The 17,479-nt window shown below is 60.2% G+C and carries 16 protein-coding genes and 1 pseudogene; 11 read left to right on the forward strand and 6 right to left on the reverse strand.

Going from position 1 to position 17,479, the window contains the following annotated elements:
* Positions 1-104 precede the first annotated feature (104 nt).
* The 3 genes from asd to GIW69_RS18395 are packed head-to-tail and all read right to left on the reverse strand — an operon-like array spanning position 105 to position 3,376.
* Positions 105-965 (reverse strand): archaetidylserine decarboxylase, encoded by an 861-nt coding sequence (gene asd / locus GIW69_RS18385; protein ID WP_236484216.1) that lies wholly within the window; start codon positions 963-965, stop codon positions 105-107.
* A 17-nt stretch (positions 966-982) separates the two neighbouring features.
* Positions 983-1,798 carry a rhodanese-like domain-containing protein gene (locus GIW69_RS18390; protein ID WP_236484217.1) on the reverse strand — a complete coding sequence of 272 codons (816 nt, stop codon included), beginning with the start codon at positions 1,796-1,798 and terminating at the stop codon, positions 983-985.
* A 39-nt stretch (positions 1,799-1,837) separates the two neighbouring features.
* Entirely contained in the window at positions 1,838-3,376 is a 1,539-nt protein-coding gene (locus GIW69_RS18395) for an HDOD domain-containing protein (RefSeq protein WP_236484218.1), read from the reverse strand.
* A gap of 166 nt (positions 3,377-3,542) precedes the next feature.
* Here GIW69_RS18395 and motA point away from each other — a divergent pair, with 166 nt between their 5' ends.
* Both motA and motB read left to right on the forward strand, forming a co-directional pair.
* Entirely contained in the window at positions 3,543-4,394 is an 852-nt protein-coding gene (gene motA, locus GIW69_RS18400) for a flagellar motor stator protein MotA (protein WP_236484219.1), read from the forward strand.
* A 3-nt stretch (positions 4,395-4,397) separates the two neighbouring features.
* A complete protein-coding gene (gene motB, locus GIW69_RS18405; RefSeq protein WP_236484220.1) occupies positions 4,398-5,444 on the forward strand; it encodes a flagellar motor protein MotB in 1,047 nt (348 codons plus the stop codon).
* Between the two features lie 190 nt (positions 5,445-5,634).
* On the opposite strand, the pseudogene GIW69_RS18410 reads toward motB, so the two are convergent.
* Positions 5,635-5,871 (reverse strand): annotated as a pseudogene (locus GIW69_RS18410) (caspase family protein); the annotation flags it as partial.
* Positions 5,872-6,044: 173 nt separating this feature from the next.
* Positions 6,045-7,076 carry a small ribosomal subunit biogenesis GTPase RsgA gene (gene rsgA, locus GIW69_RS18415; RefSeq protein WP_236484221.1) on the reverse strand — a complete coding sequence of 344 codons (1,032 nt, stop codon included), beginning with the start codon at positions 7,074-7,076 and terminating at the stop codon, positions 6,045-6,047.
* A gap of 107 nt (positions 7,077-7,183) precedes the next feature.
* Between rsgA and orn the strand changes: the two genes are divergently transcribed.
* From orn to GIW69_RS18430, 3 genes are all read left to right on the forward strand, one after another.
* Complete coding sequence (gene orn / locus GIW69_RS18420; RefSeq protein WP_236484222.1) at positions 7,184-7,726, forward strand: oligoribonuclease; 543 nt, start codon at positions 7,184-7,186, stop codon at positions 7,724-7,726.
* Positions 7,727-7,894: 168 nt separating this feature from the next.
* On the forward strand, positions 7,895-8,506 hold the full coding sequence (locus GIW69_RS18425; protein ID WP_236484223.1) for a trimeric intracellular cation channel family protein: 612 nt from the start codon (positions 7,895-7,897) through the stop codon (positions 8,504-8,506).
* A 145-nt stretch (positions 8,507-8,651) separates the two neighbouring features.
* A complete protein-coding gene (locus GIW69_RS18430) occupies positions 8,652-9,710 on the forward strand; it encodes a Fic family protein (protein WP_236484224.1) in 1,059 nt (352 codons plus the stop codon).
* 20 nt (positions 9,711-9,730) lie between these two features.
* On the opposite strand, the gene queG is transcribed toward GIW69_RS18430, so the two are convergent.
* Positions 9,731-10,795: a tRNA epoxyqueuosine(34) reductase QueG gene (gene queG, locus GIW69_RS18435; RefSeq protein ID WP_236484225.1), complete on the reverse strand. Its 1,065-nt coding sequence runs from the start codon at positions 10,793-10,795 to the stop codon at positions 9,731-9,733.
* Between the two features lie 63 nt (positions 10,796-10,858).
* On the opposite strand from queG, the gene GIW69_RS18440 reads away from it, so the two are divergent.
* The 6 genes from GIW69_RS18440 (at position 10,859) to hfq (ending at position 17,478) form a co-directional block, all read left to right on the forward strand.
* Positions 10,859-12,358: an NAD(P)H-hydrate dehydratase gene (locus GIW69_RS18440; RefSeq protein WP_236484226.1), complete on the forward strand. Its 1,500-nt coding sequence runs from the start codon at positions 10,859-10,861 to the stop codon at positions 12,356-12,358.
* The gene (gene tsaE / locus GIW69_RS18445; protein ID WP_236484227.1) at positions 12,346-12,816 is read left to right on the forward strand and encodes a tRNA (adenosine(37)-N6)-threonylcarbamoyltransferase complex ATPase subunit type 1 TsaE; all 471 of its coding nucleotides are present in this window, start codon (positions 12,346-12,348) and stop codon (positions 12,814-12,816) included. Before GIW69_RS18440 ends, tsaE begins: the two co-directional genes overlap by 13 nt.
* A 30-nt stretch (positions 12,817-12,846) precedes the next feature.
* Positions 12,847-14,247, forward strand: coding sequence for an N-acetylmuramoyl-L-alanine amidase (locus tag GIW69_RS18450; protein WP_496570934.1), 1,401 nt, complete (start codon positions 12,847-12,849; stop codon positions 14,245-14,247).
* Positions 14,244-16,151 carry a DNA mismatch repair endonuclease MutL gene (gene mutL / locus GIW69_RS18455; RefSeq protein WP_236484228.1) on the forward strand — a complete coding sequence of 636 codons (1,908 nt, stop codon included), beginning with the start codon at positions 14,244-14,246 and terminating at the stop codon, positions 16,149-16,151. Before GIW69_RS18450 ends, mutL begins: the two co-directional genes overlap by 4 nt.
* Positions 16,151-17,122 (forward strand): tRNA (adenosine(37)-N6)-dimethylallyltransferase MiaA, encoded by a 972-nt coding sequence (gene miaA, locus GIW69_RS18460; protein ID WP_236484229.1) that lies wholly within the window; start codon positions 16,151-16,153, stop codon positions 17,120-17,122. The genes mutL and miaA overlap by 1 nt, the downstream gene beginning before the upstream one ends.
* Before the next feature lie 95 nt (positions 17,123-17,217).
* Positions 17,218-17,478 carry an RNA chaperone Hfq gene (hfq, locus tag GIW69_RS18465; RefSeq protein WP_007902656.1) on the forward strand — a complete coding sequence of 87 codons (261 nt, stop codon included), beginning with the start codon at positions 17,218-17,220 and terminating at the stop codon, positions 17,476-17,478.
* Position 17,479: the final 1 nt, after the last annotated feature.

Raw genomic sequence — 17,479 nt, forward strand, 5'->3', positions numbered from 1 at the left:
AGTCTGGGTCATGCCAAAAACCATAGCAGCAAATGCCACAAATCGCAGTCCCAAACAGACACCCCTGTAGAAGCTGCCTGCAGCACCTCCTACAGGGGATTTTGTCAGGCTTTGGGCAGGCCCAGCCCTTGGCCCATCTGTACTGGCGAACCGGCCACCAGTTCTTCAGCCCATTTCACCTGATCCGGCCCAAACAGAACAACGGCCGTGGAGCCCAGCTTGAAACGACCCAGTTCCGCACCTTTTTCCAGGTGAATCGGCGCACGGGCGGCTTCGTCGTAACGGAAAGTTTTCAGCTCGCGTTTCGGCGGCGTGACCAGGCCGGCCCACACGGTTTCAATCGACGCCACGATCATCGCGCCGACCAGCACGACGGCCATCGGCCCGCGCTCGGTGTCGAAAATGCACGCCACACGCTCGTTGCGCGCGAACAGCTCCGGAACGTTTTCGGCGGTGGTCTGGTTGACCGAGAAAATCCGGCCTGGAATGTAGACCATTTCGCGCAGGGTGCCGGCCAGCGGCATGTGCACGCGGTGGTAGTCCTTCGGCGACAGGTAAATGGTGGCGAAATCGCCGCCCATGAACGGCGCGGCATTCGCGGCGTCGCCACCGAGCAATTCCAGCACACTGAAACTGTGGCCCTTGGCCTGGAACACACGACCGTGTTCGATCGGGCCGAGCTGGCTGACGGCTCCGTCGGCCGGGCTGAGGATCGCGCCCGGGGTTTCGTCGAGCGGACGCGCGCCGTCTTTCAAGGCGCGGGTGAAGAAAGCGTTGAAGTGCTCGTAAGCCGTCACGTCTTCAACCAGCGCCTGGGACATGTCCACCTGATAACGCTTGGCGAACCAGGTGGTGAAGGCATTCTTGAACCAGCGCACGCGGCACTCGGCGACGCAACCGGCCAGGCGCGATAGCAGGTGGTGGGGTAGCAGGTATTGGCTGAGGATAAACAAACGTTCTTTCATGGACTGTCCTTAAAGACTCAAAGCTCGACGGGGGTGTCGGGGTGGTTGCCCCATTCGCCCCAGGAACCGGCGTAGCCTTTGACGCGCGGATAACCGAGCGCCTTGGCCACCAGATAAGTGAAACCGGACCGATGATGGGTCTGGCAGTGGGTAATGATTTCCTTGTCGGGCGTGATGCCCAGTTGCTCAAGGATTTGCGGCATGTCGGTGCGGATGCGCAACTGGCGCGCCTTATCCATGCCCGCCGTCCATTCGAAATTGATTGCGCCGGGAATATGGCCGCCCTTGGCTGCCAGTACCTTTTCACCGGAGTATTCCAGCGGCCCGCGCGCATCCCAGATCGCCAGATCGGCGGCGCCGAGACGGCTTTGCAGGTATTCGCGGGTGGCGGTCGGCGCTTCGTCAAACGTCAGCGCGACCGGGCCACCGACAACGGCCGGCACGTCGGTCGACACCGGCAAACCGGCGTCGAGCCACGACAGCAACCCGCCATCGACGTAGTGATACTTGTCATGGCCGATTACATCGAGCAGCCAGATGAAACGCCCGGCCCAACCGCCACCCTCGTCGTCATAGACCACGTAGACCGCGTCCTTGTGGTGACCGAGTTCACCGAACAGTTTTTCCAGATCCGCTTTCGCCGGCATCAGCCCCGGCGCTGGCGGCTGACCGAGCTGGGTGCGTTTGGGGTCGACAAAGTGCGCGCCGGGGATGTGCCCTTCGGCGTAGCGGGCAGCGCTGGTCAGATCCACCAGAATCAGATCACGGGCGTCGAGGCGCGGGAGCAGGTCAGCCGGCTCGATCACCAGCGCCAAGCCAGAGAAGTCAGACATGTGAGGTCTCCAGAGCACAAAGGGAAGGGATTGTAGCGATCATTGGCCGCGCTGGCTAAAACTGTGCAGAGCCTTCTCGATGCACTGCGCGGTTTTGCCGAAAGCTTGCACGGTCACACCGGAAAACGGCCCGCCGCCCTGATCGGCGACGACGATCATGATCACCCGGCCGTTATTGACCAATGAACGCAAGAACAGATGCTCGCCACGGAACAGCGTGCGCAGATGCGGCGGCAGCAGCGCGGAGAACTGCGCATTGTTGTCCGGTGTGATCCGCACCTGCGCTTGCTGTGTGAGCAGGCGTTGCAACACCGAACTCTGGGCGACCACGAAGTTGAGCGCGGCGGCCTCTTTCGGCAGACCGGCCGTCTGATGCACGCGCAGATTGGCGTGAGTGCGGTCGGCCATCAGGATCATCACCCGGCGCATGCCGCTGGCGGTCAATGCGTCGCGGGCGGCGACCGTCAGGTGCAGGGCGTTGGTGAAGCGACTCGGCTCGGCCAGCAGTTCGGCGCATTGTCGGCGCCACTTCGTCAGATCTTCGGCATTCGGCGCAGCGGCTGGCAACAAACCGGCAGGCAAGCGCCGGGTGCGCGGTGGCCACAACAGCGATACCGCCGGGTGCCAGATGTCCGGCATCGAATGCTGGCGCGCACTGTTGGCGGCCTGTTGATGCAACTGTTGTTGCACCTCATCCATTGGAGTTTGCAGATAAAGGCTGGTCAGGTACTGCCAGCGTTCGCTGTGGGGGCTGTCCCATGCTTGCTGCGCCGAGAGCGCCAGACCGTTGGCGAGCAAAACGGTGTTGGCCGGCTGGTTGAGCCAGCGGCGCAGGGTCGGATCGTCGTCGAGGCGGTTTTGCTGGCGCAGCGGGTGCTCGCTGTCGCGGGCGATGCGCAGCACTTTGACCAGTTCGCGTTGCTCGCCGAGCAGCAATCGATAGCCTTGTTGCACCCAAATCGGCAGGCGCCAGACGTCGACCATCGCTTGGCCGATCTTCAGCAGACGCACACCGAACAGCTCCTTTTCCACGTTCCGCGCCGATTCACCTTTATAGATGACGCGCGCTTCCCACTCTTCGAGCAGCTTGGGGAAGGTCAGCGCGATTGGCCACAACGGTGACAGAAACAACAGGCTGCCCCAATGGATGTCCTGCCACAGCCGCGCCAGGCGACTGGCGAAAAAGCCGTTGGCCTGTTGCGTGGCGTGCTGGCTGATCATTTGCAACTGGCGCAGCGCCTGGGGAATTTGTGCTTGAGGTTCGGCGGGCAGACGGCCGAGCAGCTCTTCGGTGCGCGCCAAGCCAAGTCGGTTGATCGCGATTTCGAGATTTTCCGCAGGCTCAGTCATGCTGCCCTGAGTGTGGCGGTTGGCTTCGCGGATGATGCTCAGGGCCAGTGCCGGGCTGTTTTGCATCAGCTCGGCGATGTCGCGCAGCGAGCTGCGATTGTCGCGGATCGCGCGGCAGACCTGGTCATGGGCTTCTTGCGGAACCGGCAGGCGGACGCTGTCGAGCAGCTTGACCCAGCCCTCGAGCGTGGTCGGTTTTACGGGTGGGACGTTCGTTTCATTAGCCATGTCTGGACGTGATCTTCATTGACTGTAGACGCGCCCGGCATGGGCTAAATTGGCTTTTCGCCTGAACTGGCTATAGTCTGGCGCAGTTTTGCCGATAAGTAGAAGAAGAGATTTTTTAACTTCCGAATATGACCATGAACCCGACTTAGATAAGTACCTTCTCCCTATGGCAAAAATTATCGGCATCATCGTCGTATTCGCGAGCGTGCTCGGCGGATACGTGCTCTCCCACGGCAAAATCGCAGCGCTGATCCAGCCTTTCGAGGTCCTGATCATCGGCGGCGCGGCCCTGGGTGCGTTTCTGCAGGCCAACCCCGGCTATATGACCATGCACGTGCTCAAGAAATCCTTGGGCATGTTCAGTTCGCGTTTCAGCCACACGTTCTATCTCGAAGTGCTTGGCCTGGTGTACGAGATCCTCAACAAGAGCCGCCGCGAAGGCATGATGGCCATTGAGGGCGACATCGAAGATGCCGCTGCGAGCCCGATCTTCGCCAAGTACCCGGCCGTGCTCAAGGACGAACGCATGACCGCGTTCATCTGCGACTATTTGCGCATCATGTCCTCCGGCAACATGGCTCCGCACGAACTCGAAGGTCTGTTCGACATGGAGCTTTACAGCCTCAAGGAAGACCTCGAGCATCCGTCGCATGCCGTTAACGGCATCGCTGACGGCATGCCCGGTTTCGGTATCGTCGCGGCGGTACTCGGTATTGTGGTGACCATGGCGTCTCTGGGCGAAGGTGACCAGGCCTCGATCGGCCTGCACGTGGGCGCGGCACTGGTCGGTACGTTCTTCGGTATTCTCGCGGCGTACGGCTTCTTCGGCCCGCTGGCCAATTCCCTGGCTCACGATGCCAAGGAAGAGCTGAACGTCTACGAAGCCATCAAGGCTTCGCTGGTGGCTTCGGCTTCCGGCATGCCGCCATCGCTGGCCGTGGAATTCGGCCGCAAGGTTCTGTACCCGGCGCACCGTCCGAGCTTCGCCGAGCTGGAACAAGCGGTTCGCGGTCGCTAAGTCATGGAAAATAATCAGCCGATTATTATCAAGCGCGTCAGACGCATCGCCGGTGGGCATCACGGCGGCGCGTGGAAGATCGCGTTTGCCGACTTCGCCACGGCGATGATGGCGTTCTTCCTGGTATTGTGGCTGCTGTCCACCGCGACACCGGAACAGAAGATCGCCATCGCCGGTTACTTCAAGGATCCGGTCGGGTTCTCCGAAAGCGGTACGCCGTACATCATTGACCTGGGCGGCACGCCGACCCTGGCGCCGGAAAATACCCTCAACCCTGAAGTGAAGTCACAACCGCAACCGGACAAGGTCACGGTCGACGCCGAGCAAGTCGAAGGCATGGCCGAAATGGTCGAGAAAGAGCGCCTCGAATTGCTGCTGCAAGAACTGCAGAACAAGGTCGACGAGAACCCGCAGTTGCAAAAATTCAAGGATCAGATCCTCTTCGAAATCACGCCGAACGGTTTGCGCATCCAGATCATGGACGCCGAGAACCGGCCGATGTTCGACTCCGGTTCTGCGCGCCTGAAGCCGTACTTTGAAGACATCCTGCTGGCCATGGCCGACACCATTAAAGCGGTGCCGAACAAGATCAGCATCAGCGGCCACACCGACGCCAAGCCGTACATCGGCAGCGGTGACTACGGCAACTGGGAACTCTCGGCCAACCGCGCCAACGCCGCACGCCGTGCGCTGGTTACCGGCAGCTATCCGGAGTCACAGGTGGCACGGGTGGTGGGTTATGCCTCGTCGGCATTGTTCGACAAGCAAAAACCGTTCAACCCGGTCAACCGTCGTATCGACATCGTCGTGCTGACCAGGAAGGCCCAAAGCGCCATCGAAGGCGCACAAGGCGCCGATGCCGCCAACCCGGACGCGCCTGCACCACAGGACCAGAACGGTGCCGCTCCGGCGACACCGGTCGACCCGAATGCCTTGCCGGCGGATCAGCAACCGGTCGCGCCACACGAGTTGCGCGAGCGGTTGAACCTGTTCGACGACGCGGCTCCAGGGGCTCCAGCGGCCGCGCCACCCCAGGCGCCCAAGCAGTAATAAAAAGCCGACAGTGATTGTCGGCTTTTTTGTGGGCGGTGGATTTGGGTTCTGTTGTGTCCATTCGATGCTTCGCTGACCCCGGCCCGCCAAAAACCTCTGTTATCCCAAAGTAAAGGTGAGGGCCGTCAAGGGCGACGAAATCTTAGAACCCGCGATGAATGCGACTCTTCACCATTGCGTGGAAGCGGGCCTGGGGCAAAAGGCCGGTTAACACGCCGTGTTGCGCGCCTTCCATGGCCGGTTCGTCCTTTTTACATACCGTGAGTATCGTCATGCCTTCATCCACCACGCTGCTTTCGCTGCGTAACGCGCGCACTTCGTCGGCCGAACCGGCCTGGCAGCAATCGAGGATGATTACCTTGTTTTTGATCTTCGTCGCTTTGCTCGCCCACGTGAGGACATCGCTGATGCGGATGCCGTCCCCGAATGTAGGCATTTGCGCCGGGCCTATAAGGCTTGCGCGGCGAAAGAGACGCGTCCTGCAAGTCGCGAGGCGCGGGCCTTTCAGAAAGGTCTTACGTTAAAATTTCGCGAATTTTACAGGACGTGAACCGACAACCGGCAGCCCTTCAGGGAAGGCGCTGCCGGTGTGTTTGTTTAATAACCGCTTTCGGGCAGGCTGGCGATGATCGAGCGGTAGCTGTTCATACGCTGCTGCTGCACGCGGCCATCTTCCAGCGCCTTGAGCAGGGCGCAACCGGGTTCGCGGTCGTGCTTGCAGTCGCGGAAGCGGCACGTGCCGAGCAGATTGTCGAATTCGATGAAACCGGCTTCGACGTCGGCGCGGCTGACATGACCGAGGCCGAATTCGCGGATGCCCGGGGAGTCGATCAGCTCACCGCCGCCCGGGAAATGGAACAGCCGAGCGGTGGTGGTCGTGTGAGTGCCCTGGCCGGACAGTTCGGACAGCGGTCCGACGCGGGTTTCGACTTCCGGCAACAAGCTGTTGACCAGCGACGACTTGCCGACACCGGACTGGCCGACGAACACGCTGATGCGTCCGTCCAGTTGCTTCTGCAGTTCTTCCATGCCGTTGCCGTGGTGCGCCGACACTTCCAGCACCGGATAACCGAGGGTGCGATACACCGCGAGCAAGGCATTCAGCGCCGGGGCGTTCTGCTCGTCGATCAGGTCGAATTTGTTCAGCAGCAGTAACGGGCGAATGCCAGCGTGTTCGGCCGCGACGAGGTAGCGGTCGATCAGGTTGGCGTGAGGCTCGGGCAGCGGGGCGAAGACGATCACGATCATGTCGACGTTGGCGGCAACAGGTTTCAGCTGACCACGGCTGTCCGGGCGGCACAACTCGGTGTTGCGCGGCAATTGCGCAACGATCACGCCGATGCCCTGATTGCCGGCTCTCCATACGACTTGGTCGCCGGTCACCAGTGCTGGCAGGTTGGCGCGCAAGTGGCAGCGGAAAACCTGGCCGGCCAGTTCGCCCTCACGGGCCTCGACTTCGACCTGTACACCGAAGTGAGCGATCACCAGGCCCACTTGTTCCGGGCCCAGGTCGCCGCCCTCCAGGGCTTCGACTGCCGAGGATTCCCGTTTGGCGGCGCGTGCGGCGCGTTCGCCCTGAATCTTTTCGATGCGCCAGTTTTGACGACGATTGAGTTGGCGTTTGGCCATGGGTGTTCCGTCTGAAGAATGCAGCGATTAGGTAAAACGGCCGCGAGTTTAGCACGCCCAACCACTGGCCTAGGCTAAACTGCGCAGCATTGCTCAGGAGCCGAAATATGCAAAACCCGCAGAATCTGATCTGGATTGACCTGGAAATGACCGGTCTTGATCCCGACAACGACGTCATCATCGAAATGGCCACTATTGTCACCGACAGCAACCTCAATACGCTGGCTGAAGGCCCGGTGATCGCCATCCACCACAGCGACGACGTCCTCGCGCGGATGGACGAGTGGAACACCCGCACTCACGGCAACTCAGGTCTGACCCAGCGCGTGCGCGACAGCCGCATCAGCATGGTCGAAGCCGAGGCCGAAACGATCGCCTTCCTGGAAAAATGGGTGCCGAAGGGCAAGTCGCCGATCTGCGGCAACAGCATCTGCCAGGATCGGCGCTTCCTTTATACCCACATGAAATCCCTGGAAAGCTACTTCCACTACCGCAACCTCGACGTCTCGACGCTCAAGGAGCTGGCTGCACGCTGGGCTCCCGAAGTCAAAGACAGCTTCCAGAAGGGCAGCACTCACCTGGCCCTGGACGACATCCGCGAATCCATCGCCGAGCTGCAGCATTACCGCAAGCACTTCATCAAGTTCTGAGTTGACGCGCCCCGAGCAGGAGCTGCCGCAGGCTGCGGCAGTTCCTGCAGAGGATCGGTTTTGTCTGTAACGATCTCGGGTTCAGTCCTGAGAGCGTAACGCTCGCGCGCTCTTTTGGTGCTCTGGCGAACTGAGTAGACTGCGCGCCTTCCTGCAAGGATCGCCACCATGTTGCTGATGCTCTATCTGATCGCCATCACCGCTGAAGCCATGACCGGCGCGTTGTCTGCGGGCCGTCGAGGCATGGACTGGTTTGGCGTGGTGCTGATCGCCTGCATCACGGCGCTGGGCGGTGGATCGGTGCGCGACGTGCTGCTGGGGCATTACCCGCTGACCTGGGTGAAACATCCGGAATATCTGGTGCTGACCTCGGTTGCAGCGATGTTCACCGTGTTCACCGCCCGCTGGATGCGTCACCTGCGCTCGCTGTTTCTGGTGCTCGACGCCGTTGGCCTGGTCGCGTTTACCCTGATCGGCTGCATGACCGCCCTGGAAATGGGCCACGGCATGTTGGTGGCTTCGGTCAGCGGCGTCATCACCGGCGTATTCGGCGGCATCCTGCGCGACATCTTCTGCAATGACATCCCGCTGATCTTTCGCCGTGAGCTTTATGCGAGCGTGTCGTTCGCGGCGGCGTGGTGTTACATGCTTTGCCTGTATCTGAATGTGCCGAGTGAGCAGGCGATTCTGATCACCTTGTTTGGCGGGTTTCTGTTGCGGCTGTTGGCGATTCGTTTTCATTGGGAAATGCCCAAGTTCGTCTACAACGACCAGCCTTGAATTCAGCAATCACCGTCGAAATATCCTGATGTGATTGTTGAATGGTTCAAAGACGCTGAATCGGGGTAAAAAATATTGCCTAATAGGGTTGTAGATTAGCTAATTACCCTATTTGTCATTTTTTACCCCTTATTCAGGTATCCGAATGCGCTCGCTCACTCCTATGTTTCTCAGTGCGTTGCGTTACAACGGCTTGCAGGCGACGACCTTGCGGGCATTAGGAGAATTTCGTGGCAAACAGCAACTATTCGTCACTCAGTCTCCTCAGATTTTGCAGGACTTGAAACAACTCGCAGTTATCGAGTCCACAGAATCTTCCAACCGATTGGAAGGCGTAACCATCACGCCGGCCCGTTTGAAATCCTTGATTAAAGGAAACATTGACCCCAAGAGCCGATCCGAGCAGGAGATCGCGGGCTATCGCGACGCGCTGTCGCTCATTCATGAAACCGCAGGAGCAATGCCATTCTCCGAAGGTGTTCTCAGGCAAATGCACAGCTTGTTGTATCGTTACCTTCCGCAGGATGGGGGCAATTGGAAGGCGACGAACAACGACATCATCGAGCGTCATTCTGATGGATCTTCACGCCTACGCTTTGAGCCGATTGCAGCGCACCTGACTCCAATGGCAGTGTTGGAAACGGTCGAGCGGTATCGTTTGGCGGTAGGCCAAAACCTCGCGGATCCATTGGTGCTAGTGCCTCTTGCCGTACTTGATTTTCTTTGTATCCACCCTTTCTCAGACGGTAACGGTCGCGTCGCTCGCCTGTTGACGTTGCTCCTGCTATATCAGTTTGACTATCGGGTCGGCCGCTTTATAAGTCTTGAACGCATCTTCGAGGAATCAAAAGAGAGCTATTACGAAACGCTAGAGATGAGCTCTCAGGGATGGCACGAAGGTACGCATGATGTTCAACCCTGGATTGATTACTTTTGGGGGGCGTTGCTTCGAGCTTATAAAGAATTTGAAGAGCGGGTAGGCACTATCGATAAGCGTCGGGGAGGAAAAAGCGAACGCGTGAGGGAAGAGGCGCTTAAGCGAAATTTGCCCTTCTCCATCACGGAAATTGAAGAGTCATGCCCCGGTATAAGCCGCGATACCGTGCGCATGGTATTGCGGTCCCTAAAAGCAGAGGGGTTTATTGAATCCACCGGGAAGGGACGCAGCGCGAAATGGAGGAAAGCGAAAGGCTCTGTGTCGTAGTTGAAATTCGATAGCCTGGTTCATCGCTCGGCATGCTGCTTCAGAGCCCATTCGACATGCTCACGCACCAGCTCCGACGGATAATCACGCCGTGATTTGAGGGCTTCCAGTACCGGAATGCTCGAGGGCGCGTTGCCCAGGCCCACCGCCAGATTACGCAGCCAGCGTTCGTAACCGGCGCGGCGCAGAGGCGAGCCTTCGGTGCTGATGAGGAATTTTTCTTCATCCCACAGGAACAGTTCGGCCAGCTCCGCGTTGTCGAGATTGTGCCGGGGTTTGAAGTCGCTTTCGCCGGACGGGCGGGCGAAACGGTTCCATGGGCAGACGATCTGGCAGTCATCGCAACCGAACACGCGATTGCCGATCAGCGGTCGTAAATCCTCAGGGATGGCGTTTTTCAGTTCGATGGTCAGGTAGGAAATACAGCGTCTGGCGTCCAGCACGTACGGGCCGATGAAGGCGTTGGTCGGGCAGATATCGAGGCACGCGGTGCAGCGGCCACAATGTTCGGTGCTGTGCGGATCATCGACAGGTAAGGGCAAATCGACAAACAGTTCGCTGAGAAAGAAATAACTGCCGGCCTTGCGGTTCAACACCAGCGTATTTTTGCCGATCCAGCCCAGTCCCGCTTGCTCGGCAATGGCTTTTTCGAGTACCGGGGCGCTGTCGACGAAGGCGCGGAAACCGAATGGGCCGATCTCGGACTGAATTTTATCGGCCAGTTGTTGCACACGTTTACGGATCAATTTGTGGTAATCGCGGCCCAAGGCATAACGCGACACGTACGCTTTTTCCGGTTGCGCCAGGCGTTTGGCCATTTCGGTATCGCCCGGCAGGTAGTCCATTCGCAGGGAAACGACTCGCAGCGTGCCCGGCACCAGTTCTTCCGGATGCGAGCGTTTGCTGCCATGGGCGCCCATGTAGTCCATTTCGCCATGGTAGCCGGCCTCGAGCCAGCGTTGCAGGTGCTGCTCGTGCTCGGCCAGATTCAGACCGCTGATGCCGACTTGCTGGAAGCCCAGCTCGCGGCCCCAGTCCTTGATGGATTGGGCGAGAGCGGGGAGGTCTGTGGTAATGGCGGACATGAGACGAGAGCAACCGGAACTGAGGTGCGTATAATTCTGCCAGACATCGGAGCCCGAAGACGCATGCCGCAGACTAAAGATGATTTACCCGACGCGCTGTATCTCGCCGAACAGGTGCGCGCACTCGACGCCCGGCTGATCGCCGCTGGCACGCCGGGCTTCGAACTGATGCAGCGCGCGGCTCGGGCAACATGGCGGGCGCTGGTGCGTAAATGGCCGCAAGCGAGTGAACTGACGGTGCTGGCCGGGCACGGCAACAACGCCGGCGATGGTTATCTGATCGCGGTGCTGGCACAGCGTGCCGGGTGGTCAGTGACGGTGCTGGCGGTCGGCGAGCCGCAGCGTTTGCAGGGTGACGCCGCCCGGGCGCATAGCGAGGCGCTGACTGATGGCGTTGCGATCGAAGCTTTTAATGGACACAGTCAACTGCGCGGCGTTCTTGTCGATGCGTTGCTCGGCATCGGCCTGGAAGGCGACGTGCGCGAACCCTATGTCGACGCAATCGAAGCGCTCAACGCCAGTGGTTTGCCGGTGGTCGCGGTGGATATTCCTTCCGGGCTGAGCGCCGACACGGGTAAAAAACTTGGCGTTGCGATCCGCGCGGATCTCACCGTCACCTTCATCGGACTCAAGATCGGGTTGTTCACCGGCGACGCGGCGGATCATGTCGGCGAACTGGTATTTAACGATCTGCAGGCAGCGGCCGACACCTTTACCGGGGTTCCAGTCAGCGTCCGGCGCTTGAATCCGGCCAATCTGCCATATCCGGCCACGCGTGCGCCGACTGCCCACAAAGGCCAGTTCGGCCATGTGTTGTTGATTGGCGGCGACCAAGGTTTTGGCGGTGCCATTTTGCTCAGCACCGAAAGCACGCTGCGCAGCGGCGCCGGCATGGTCTCGCTGGCGACCCGCCCGGAACATGTACCGGCAGCGCTGAGCCGGTTGCCGGAAGTCATGGTGCTGGGTATTTCGTCGGCCAATCAATTGATGGGTTTGCTGGAAAAGGTCTCGGTGCTGGTGGTCGGCCCGGGTCTGGGGCAGGCAAGTTGGGGACGAAGCCTGTTGTCGGCCGCAGCCAATGCGCCGTTGCCGCAGGTCTGGGATGCCGATGCGTTGAATTTACTGGCCAGCGGCGCGGTAGATCTGCCCAAGGAGTGCGTGATCACGCCGCATCCGGGTGAAGCGGCGCGTTTGCTGGGGATCAGTACCACCGACGTGCAGGCCGATCGTCCGGCGGCAGCGTTGGCGTTGAGCAAAAAATATACAGCGGTCGTGGTGCTCAAGGGTTCTGGCAGTCTGGTCGCGCATCCCGATGGCCGTCTGGCTGTGTGTCATCAGGGGCATCCGGCCATGGCAACGGCCGGGCTCGGCGATGTGCTCGCGGGCGTCATCGGCGCATTGCTTGCGCAAAAAATGAACGGTTTCGATGCGGCTTGTCTGGCCGTCTGGCTGCACGCCAATGCCGGATTGCAACAAGGTATTTATGGTCGCGGGCTGGCGGCCAGTGATTTGATTCCAGCCATTCGTCAGTTGTTGGAGGAGCATGCACCGTGTCTGAAGTAACCCTGTACCTGGCCGATGAACAGGCCATGAGCGACTTTGGCGCACGGATCGCCCGCATCACCCAAGGTCGCGGTCTGATTTTTCTCGAAGGCAATTTGGGAATGGGCAAAACCACGTTGTCCCGAGGCATCATTCGCGGGTTGGGGCATGTCGGCGCGGTGAAAAGTCCCACGTTCACACTGGTTGAACCCTACGAGATCGGCGACGTCCGCGCCTTCCATTTCGACCTCTATCGACTGGTCGATCCGGAAGAGCTGGAGTTCCTCGGCATCCGCGACTACTTCGAAGACGATGCGCTTTGCCTGATCGAGTGGCCCGATAAAGGTGCAGGCTTTTTGCCAAAGCCTGACCTGACCATTACCATTAGCCCGCAAGACGGCGGGCGTTCGCTGAAAATTTTGCCTCAGGGCTCGCGTGGCGAGGCCTGGTGTGCCGCTTTGGCATTGGAATTCAACTGAATGATGGGGTTAGGTATGCGCTTTCGCGCGATGGTGGCTGCCGCTGGACTGATATTGATGGCAGTAACCGTCAACGCTGTGGCTGATGCAAAGGTCAACAGCGTGCGCCTCTGGCGGGCGCCGGATAACACGCGCCTGGTGTTCGACCTGACGGGCCCGGTGCAGCACAGCGTGTTCACCCTGACCGCCCCGGATCGTCTGGTGATCGACATCAATGGCGCCACCCTTGGCGCGCCGCTGAACGTCGCCACGGCCAATACGCCGATCACCGCGATGCGTTCGGCGCAACGTACGCCGAGCGATCTGCGGGTGGTCATCGACCTGAAGAAGGCCGTGACGCCGAAAAGCTTCTCGCTGGCGCCCAACGCGCAATACGGCAACCGTCTGGTGGTCGACCTGTTCGATGATCCGGCCGATGCCGCGCCACCGCCGGCACCGACGCCTTCGGTCGCCACGCTTCCCGCCGTACCGGTAACGCCGACCAAGCCAGAGATCAAACTGCCGCCAGCCCCGGCCGGCAAGCGCGACATCATTGTTGTGATTGACGCAGGTCACGGTGGTGAAGACCCCGGCGCCTCCGGTTCTCGCGGTCAGCGCGAAAAAGACGTGGTGCTGCAGATCGCCCGCGAATTGCAGCGTCAGGTCAACGGCATGAAAGGCTTCCGCGCCGAACTCACCCGTACCGGCGACTATTTCATCCCTTTGCGCGGCCGTACCGAAATCGCCCGCAAGAAGGGCGCCGACCTGTTCGTTTCGATTCACGCCGACGCCGCACCGTCCACCGCCGCATTCGGTGCCTCGGTGTTCGCCTTGTCAGACCGTGGCGCCACCTCCGAGACCGCCCGTTGGCTGGCTGACAGCGAAAACCGTTCCGACCTGATCGGCGGTGCCGGCAACGTCAGTCTCGACGACAAGGACAGGATGCTCGCCGGCGTGTTGCTTGACCTGTCGATGACCGCCTCGCTGACCTCCAGCCTCAACGTCGGCCAGAAAGTCCTCAGCAACATCGGTCGGGTGACGCCGCTGCATAAACAGCGTGTGGAACAGGCCGGGTTCATGGTGCTGAAGTCCCCGGACATCCCGTCGATCCTCGTTGAAACCGGATTCATCTCCAACGCCAACGAGGCGTCCAAGCTCGCTGCTTCCAGTCACCAGCAGGCGCTGGCGCGTTCGATCAGCAGTGGCGTGCGGCAGTTTTTCCAGCAGAACCCGCCGCCGGGCACTTACATTGCGTGGTTGCGTGATTCGGGCAAAATTGCTCAAGGTCCGCGGGATCATCGGGTCAATCCGGGCGAATCGTTGGCGATGATCGCTGTGCGTTATCAGGTTTCGGTCGCCGCCCTGCGTGCCGTAAATAATTTGAAAAGCGATGACCTCAAGGCCGGGCAACACCTGACCATTCCAGGCACCGAACTGGCGTCGAAAGAATGAACGAGGTGTTGAACACTGCGCGCATCGAACTGCTCAGCCCGCGGCTAGCGAACCAGATTGCCGCCGGTGAGGTGGTCGAACGCCCGGCTTCGGTGATCAAGGAGTTGCTGGAAAACAGCCTCGACTCCGGCGCCAAGCGTATCGATGTCGACGTGGAGCAGGGCGGCGTCAAGCTGTTGCGGGTGCGCGATGATGGGCGCGGAATTGCCGCCGAAGACCTGCCGCTGGCCCTGGCGCGTCACGCCACTAGCAAGATTCGTAATCTCGAAGACCTTGAGCAGGTGATGAGCCTTGGTTTCCGGGGCGAGGCACTGGCGTCGATCAGCTCTGTGGCCCGCCTGACTCTGACGTCGCGCACGCGCGATGCCGAGCAGGCCTGGCAAGTCGAGACAGAAGGCCGCGACATGGCACCCCGGGTCCAGCCGGCGGCACACCCGGTGGGCACGTCGGTGGAAGTGCGCGACCTGTTCTTCAACACCCCGGCGCGACGCAAATTTCTCAAGACAGAAAAAACCGAATTCGATCACCTGCAAGAAGTGATCAAGCGTTTGGCGCTGGCACGTTTCGACGTGGCATTCCACCTGCGCCACAACGGCAAAACCATCCTCAGCCTGCACGAAGCCAACGACGACGCGGCCCGCGCCCGGCGTGTGGCGGCGATTTGCGGCTCGGGCTTTCTTGAGCAGGCGCTGCCTATCGAGATCGAGCGTAACGGCCTGCACTTGTGGGGCTGGGTCGGTCTGCCGACGTTCAACCGCAGCCAGGCGGACTTGCAGTATTTCTTCGTGAACGGCCGTGCGGTGCGCGACAAACTGGTCGCCCACGCCGTGCGCCAGGCTTATCGCGACGTGCTGTTCAACGGTCGGCACCCGACGTTTGCACTGTTTTTCGAAGTCGATCCGGCGGCGGTGGACGTCAACGTTCACCCGACCAAACATGAAGTGCGCTTCCGTGACGGGCGCATGGTGCATGACTTCCTTTACGGCACGTTGCACCGGGCGTTGGGCGACGTGCGTCCGGAAGATCAGCTTGCCGGCGCGGTCACCACCGCCATCGTCCGTCCATCCGGGCTCGATGCAGGTGAGTTCGGCCCGCAAGGCGAAATGCGTCTGGCGGCCAACGCCTTGCTTGAACAGCCGCAAGCGCAACCGGCGTTCAATACAACCTCCGGCGCCAGCACGGGCGGCGGTTATCAATATCAGTACACGCCGCGCCCGCAATCGGCGGTGCCTGCGGGTGAGGCGCAAGCGGCGTATCGAGAGTTTTTCGCGCCGCTGCCGCAAGCCAATGCCAATGCGCTGCCGGCCGGGCAGGAAGACATTCCGCCACTGGGCTACGCGCTGGCACAGCTCAAAGGCATCTACATCCTTTCGGAAAACGCCCAAGGCCTGGTGCTGGTGGACATGCACGCCGCTCACGAGCGGATCATGTACGAGCGGCTGAAGATTGCCATGGCCAGCGAAGGCCTGAGTGGCCAGCCGTTGTTGGTGCCGGAATCCCTGGCCGTCAGTCAGCGCGAGGCCGATTGCGCCGAGGAGCACGCAGCCTGGTTCCAGCGGCTGGGCTTCGAATTGCAGCGCCTGGGCCCGGAAACCCTGGCGATCCGTCAGATTCCGGCCTTGCTCAAACAGGCCGAAGCCAATCGACTGGTGGGCGACGTCCTGTCTGACTTGATGGAATACGGCACCAGCGACCGCATTCAGGCGCACCTGAACGAACTGCTTGGCACCATGGCCTGCCACGGCGCGATCCGCGCCAATCGACGTCTGGCCCTGCCGGAAATGAACGGCCTTCTGCGCGACATGGAAAGCACCGAGCGCAGCGGTCAATGCAACCATGGCCGGCCGACCTGGACCCAACTGGGCCTGGACGATCTGGACAAACTGTTTCTGCGCGGTCGTTGATGAGTCAGCTCCCTCCAGCGATTTTCCTGATGGGCCCGACCGCTGCGGGCAAGACCGACCTGGCCATCGAACTGACCAAAGTGCTGCCGTGCGAGCTGATCAGCGTCGATTCGGCGCTGGTCTATCGCGGCATGGACATCGGCACCGCCAAGCCGTCTAGAGCGTTGCTGGCCGAATACCCTCATCGGTTGATCGATATTCTCGATCCCGTCGAGGCCTATTCGGCAGCGGATTTCCGTCGTGATGCGCTTGAGGCAATGGCCGATATCACCGCGCGGGGAAAAATTCCGCTGCTGGTGGGCGGCACAATGCTCTATTACAAGGCTTTGGTCGAAGGTCTGGCGGACATGCCAGCGGCAGATCCGGAGGTTCGCGCGCAGATCGAAGAAGAGGCTGCACGCCTTGGCTGGCAAGCCTTGCACGAACAATTGGCGGTCATCGATCCGGTATCGGCGGCGCGGATTCATCCGAACGATCCGCAGCGCTTGAGTCGGGCACTGGAAGTTTATCGCGTCAGCGGTCACAGCATGACCGACCTGCGCTTGCAACAATCTGCGCAAAGTACCGAAGCAGCCGCTTCTGGACGTCAACAATTGCCCTATACTGTCGCGAACCTGGCCATTGCTCCGGCAAACCGCCAAGTGCTGCATGAACGAATTAAACAAAGATTCACGATCATGTTGGAACAGGGATTCATCGATGAGGTCGTAGCCCTGCGTAAAAGAAGTGACCTGCATGCCGGGTTGCCGTCTATACGTGCAGTAGGCTATCGCCAAGTCTGGGACTACCTGGATGGCAAACTGACGTCAGCCGAGATGCAGGAGCGCGGCATTATTGCCACGCGCCAGTTGGCGAAGCGCCAGTTCACCTGGCTGCGCAGCTGGACTGACTTGCATTGGCTCGACAGCCTGGATTGCGACAATCTGCCACGCGCCTTGAAATACCTGGGGACCATCTCCATATTGAGCTGAGTCCTTGCAATTGCCGTCTATCCTTGGGGGTGTGACGGCCAAAGCCATCTGTTTACCCATATTTTTATTATTGAATCCTTAAAGGAGTGCGGCACATGTCAAAAGGGCATTCGCTACAAGACCCTTACCTGAATACTTTACGTAAAGAGAAAGTTGGGGTTTCCATCTATCTGGTCAACGGTATCAAACTGCAAGGCACGATCGAGTCGTTCGACCAGTTCGTCATCCTGCTGAAAAACACCGTCAGCCAAATGGTTTACAAACACGCTATCTCTACAGTGGTGCCGGTTCGTCCAATTCGTCTGCCTAGCGCAACCGAATCCGAAGCAGGTGACGCTGAGCCAGGTAACGCCTGAT

The sequence above is a fragment of the Pseudomonas syringae genome (assembly GCF_021605415.1).
GTDB classification, from domain to species: domain Bacteria; phylum Pseudomonadota; class Gammaproteobacteria; order Pseudomonadales; family Pseudomonadaceae; genus Aquipseudomonas; species Aquipseudomonas syringae_S.

What these genes read in the sequence shown, in the direction of transcription:
- asd (WP_236484216.1), bottom strand. Translation starts at nt 965, where the DNA reads ATGAAAGAACGTTTGTTTATCCTCAGCCAATACCTGCTACCCCACCAC.
- GIW69_RS18390 (WP_236484217.1), bottom strand. Translation starts at nt 1,798, where the DNA reads ATGTCTGACTTCTCTGGCTTGGCGCTGGTGATCGAGCCGGCTGACCTG.
- GIW69_RS18395 (WP_236484218.1), bottom strand. Translation starts at nt 3,376, where the DNA reads ATGGCTAATGAAACGAACGTCCCACCCGTAAAACCGACCACGCTCGAG.
- motA (WP_236484219.1), top strand. Translation starts at nt 3,543, where the DNA reads ATGGCAAAAATTATCGGCATCATCGTCGTATTCGCGAGCGTGCTCGGC.
- motB (WP_236484220.1), top strand. Translation starts at nt 4,398, where the DNA reads ATGGAAAATAATCAGCCGATTATTATCAAGCGCGTCAGACGCATCGCC.
- rsgA (WP_236484221.1), bottom strand. Translation starts at nt 7,076, where the DNA reads ATGGCCAAACGCCAACTCAATCGTCGTCAAAACTGGCGCATCGAAAAG.
- orn (WP_236484222.1), top strand. Translation starts at nt 7,184, where the DNA reads ATGCAAAACCCGCAGAATCTGATCTGGATTGACCTGGAAATGACCGGT.
- GIW69_RS18425 (WP_236484223.1), top strand. Translation starts at nt 7,895, where the DNA reads ATGTTGCTGATGCTCTATCTGATCGCCATCACCGCTGAAGCCATGACC.
- GIW69_RS18430 (WP_236484224.1), top strand. Translation starts at nt 8,652, where the DNA reads ATGCGCTCGCTCACTCCTATGTTTCTCAGTGCGTTGCGTTACAACGGC.
- queG (WP_236484225.1), bottom strand. Translation starts at nt 10,795, where the DNA reads ATGTCCGCCATTACCACAGACCTCCCCGCTCTCGCCCAATCCATCAAG.
- GIW69_RS18440 (WP_236484226.1), top strand. Translation starts at nt 10,859, where the DNA reads ATGCCGCAGACTAAAGATGATTTACCCGACGCGCTGTATCTCGCCGAA.
- GIW69_RS18450 (WP_496570934.1), top strand. Translation starts at nt 12,847, where the DNA reads ATGGTGGCTGCCGCTGGACTGATATTGATGGCAGTAACCGTCAACGCT.
- mutL (WP_236484228.1), top strand. Translation starts at nt 14,244, where the DNA reads ATGAACGAGGTGTTGAACACTGCGCGCATCGAACTGCTCAGCCCGCGG.
- miaA (WP_236484229.1), top strand. Translation starts at nt 16,151, where the DNA reads ATGAGTCAGCTCCCTCCAGCGATTTTCCTGATGGGCCCGACCGCTGCG.
- hfq (WP_007902656.1), top strand. Translation starts at nt 17,218, where the DNA reads ATGTCAAAAGGGCATTCGCTACAAGACCCTTACCTGAATACTTTACGT.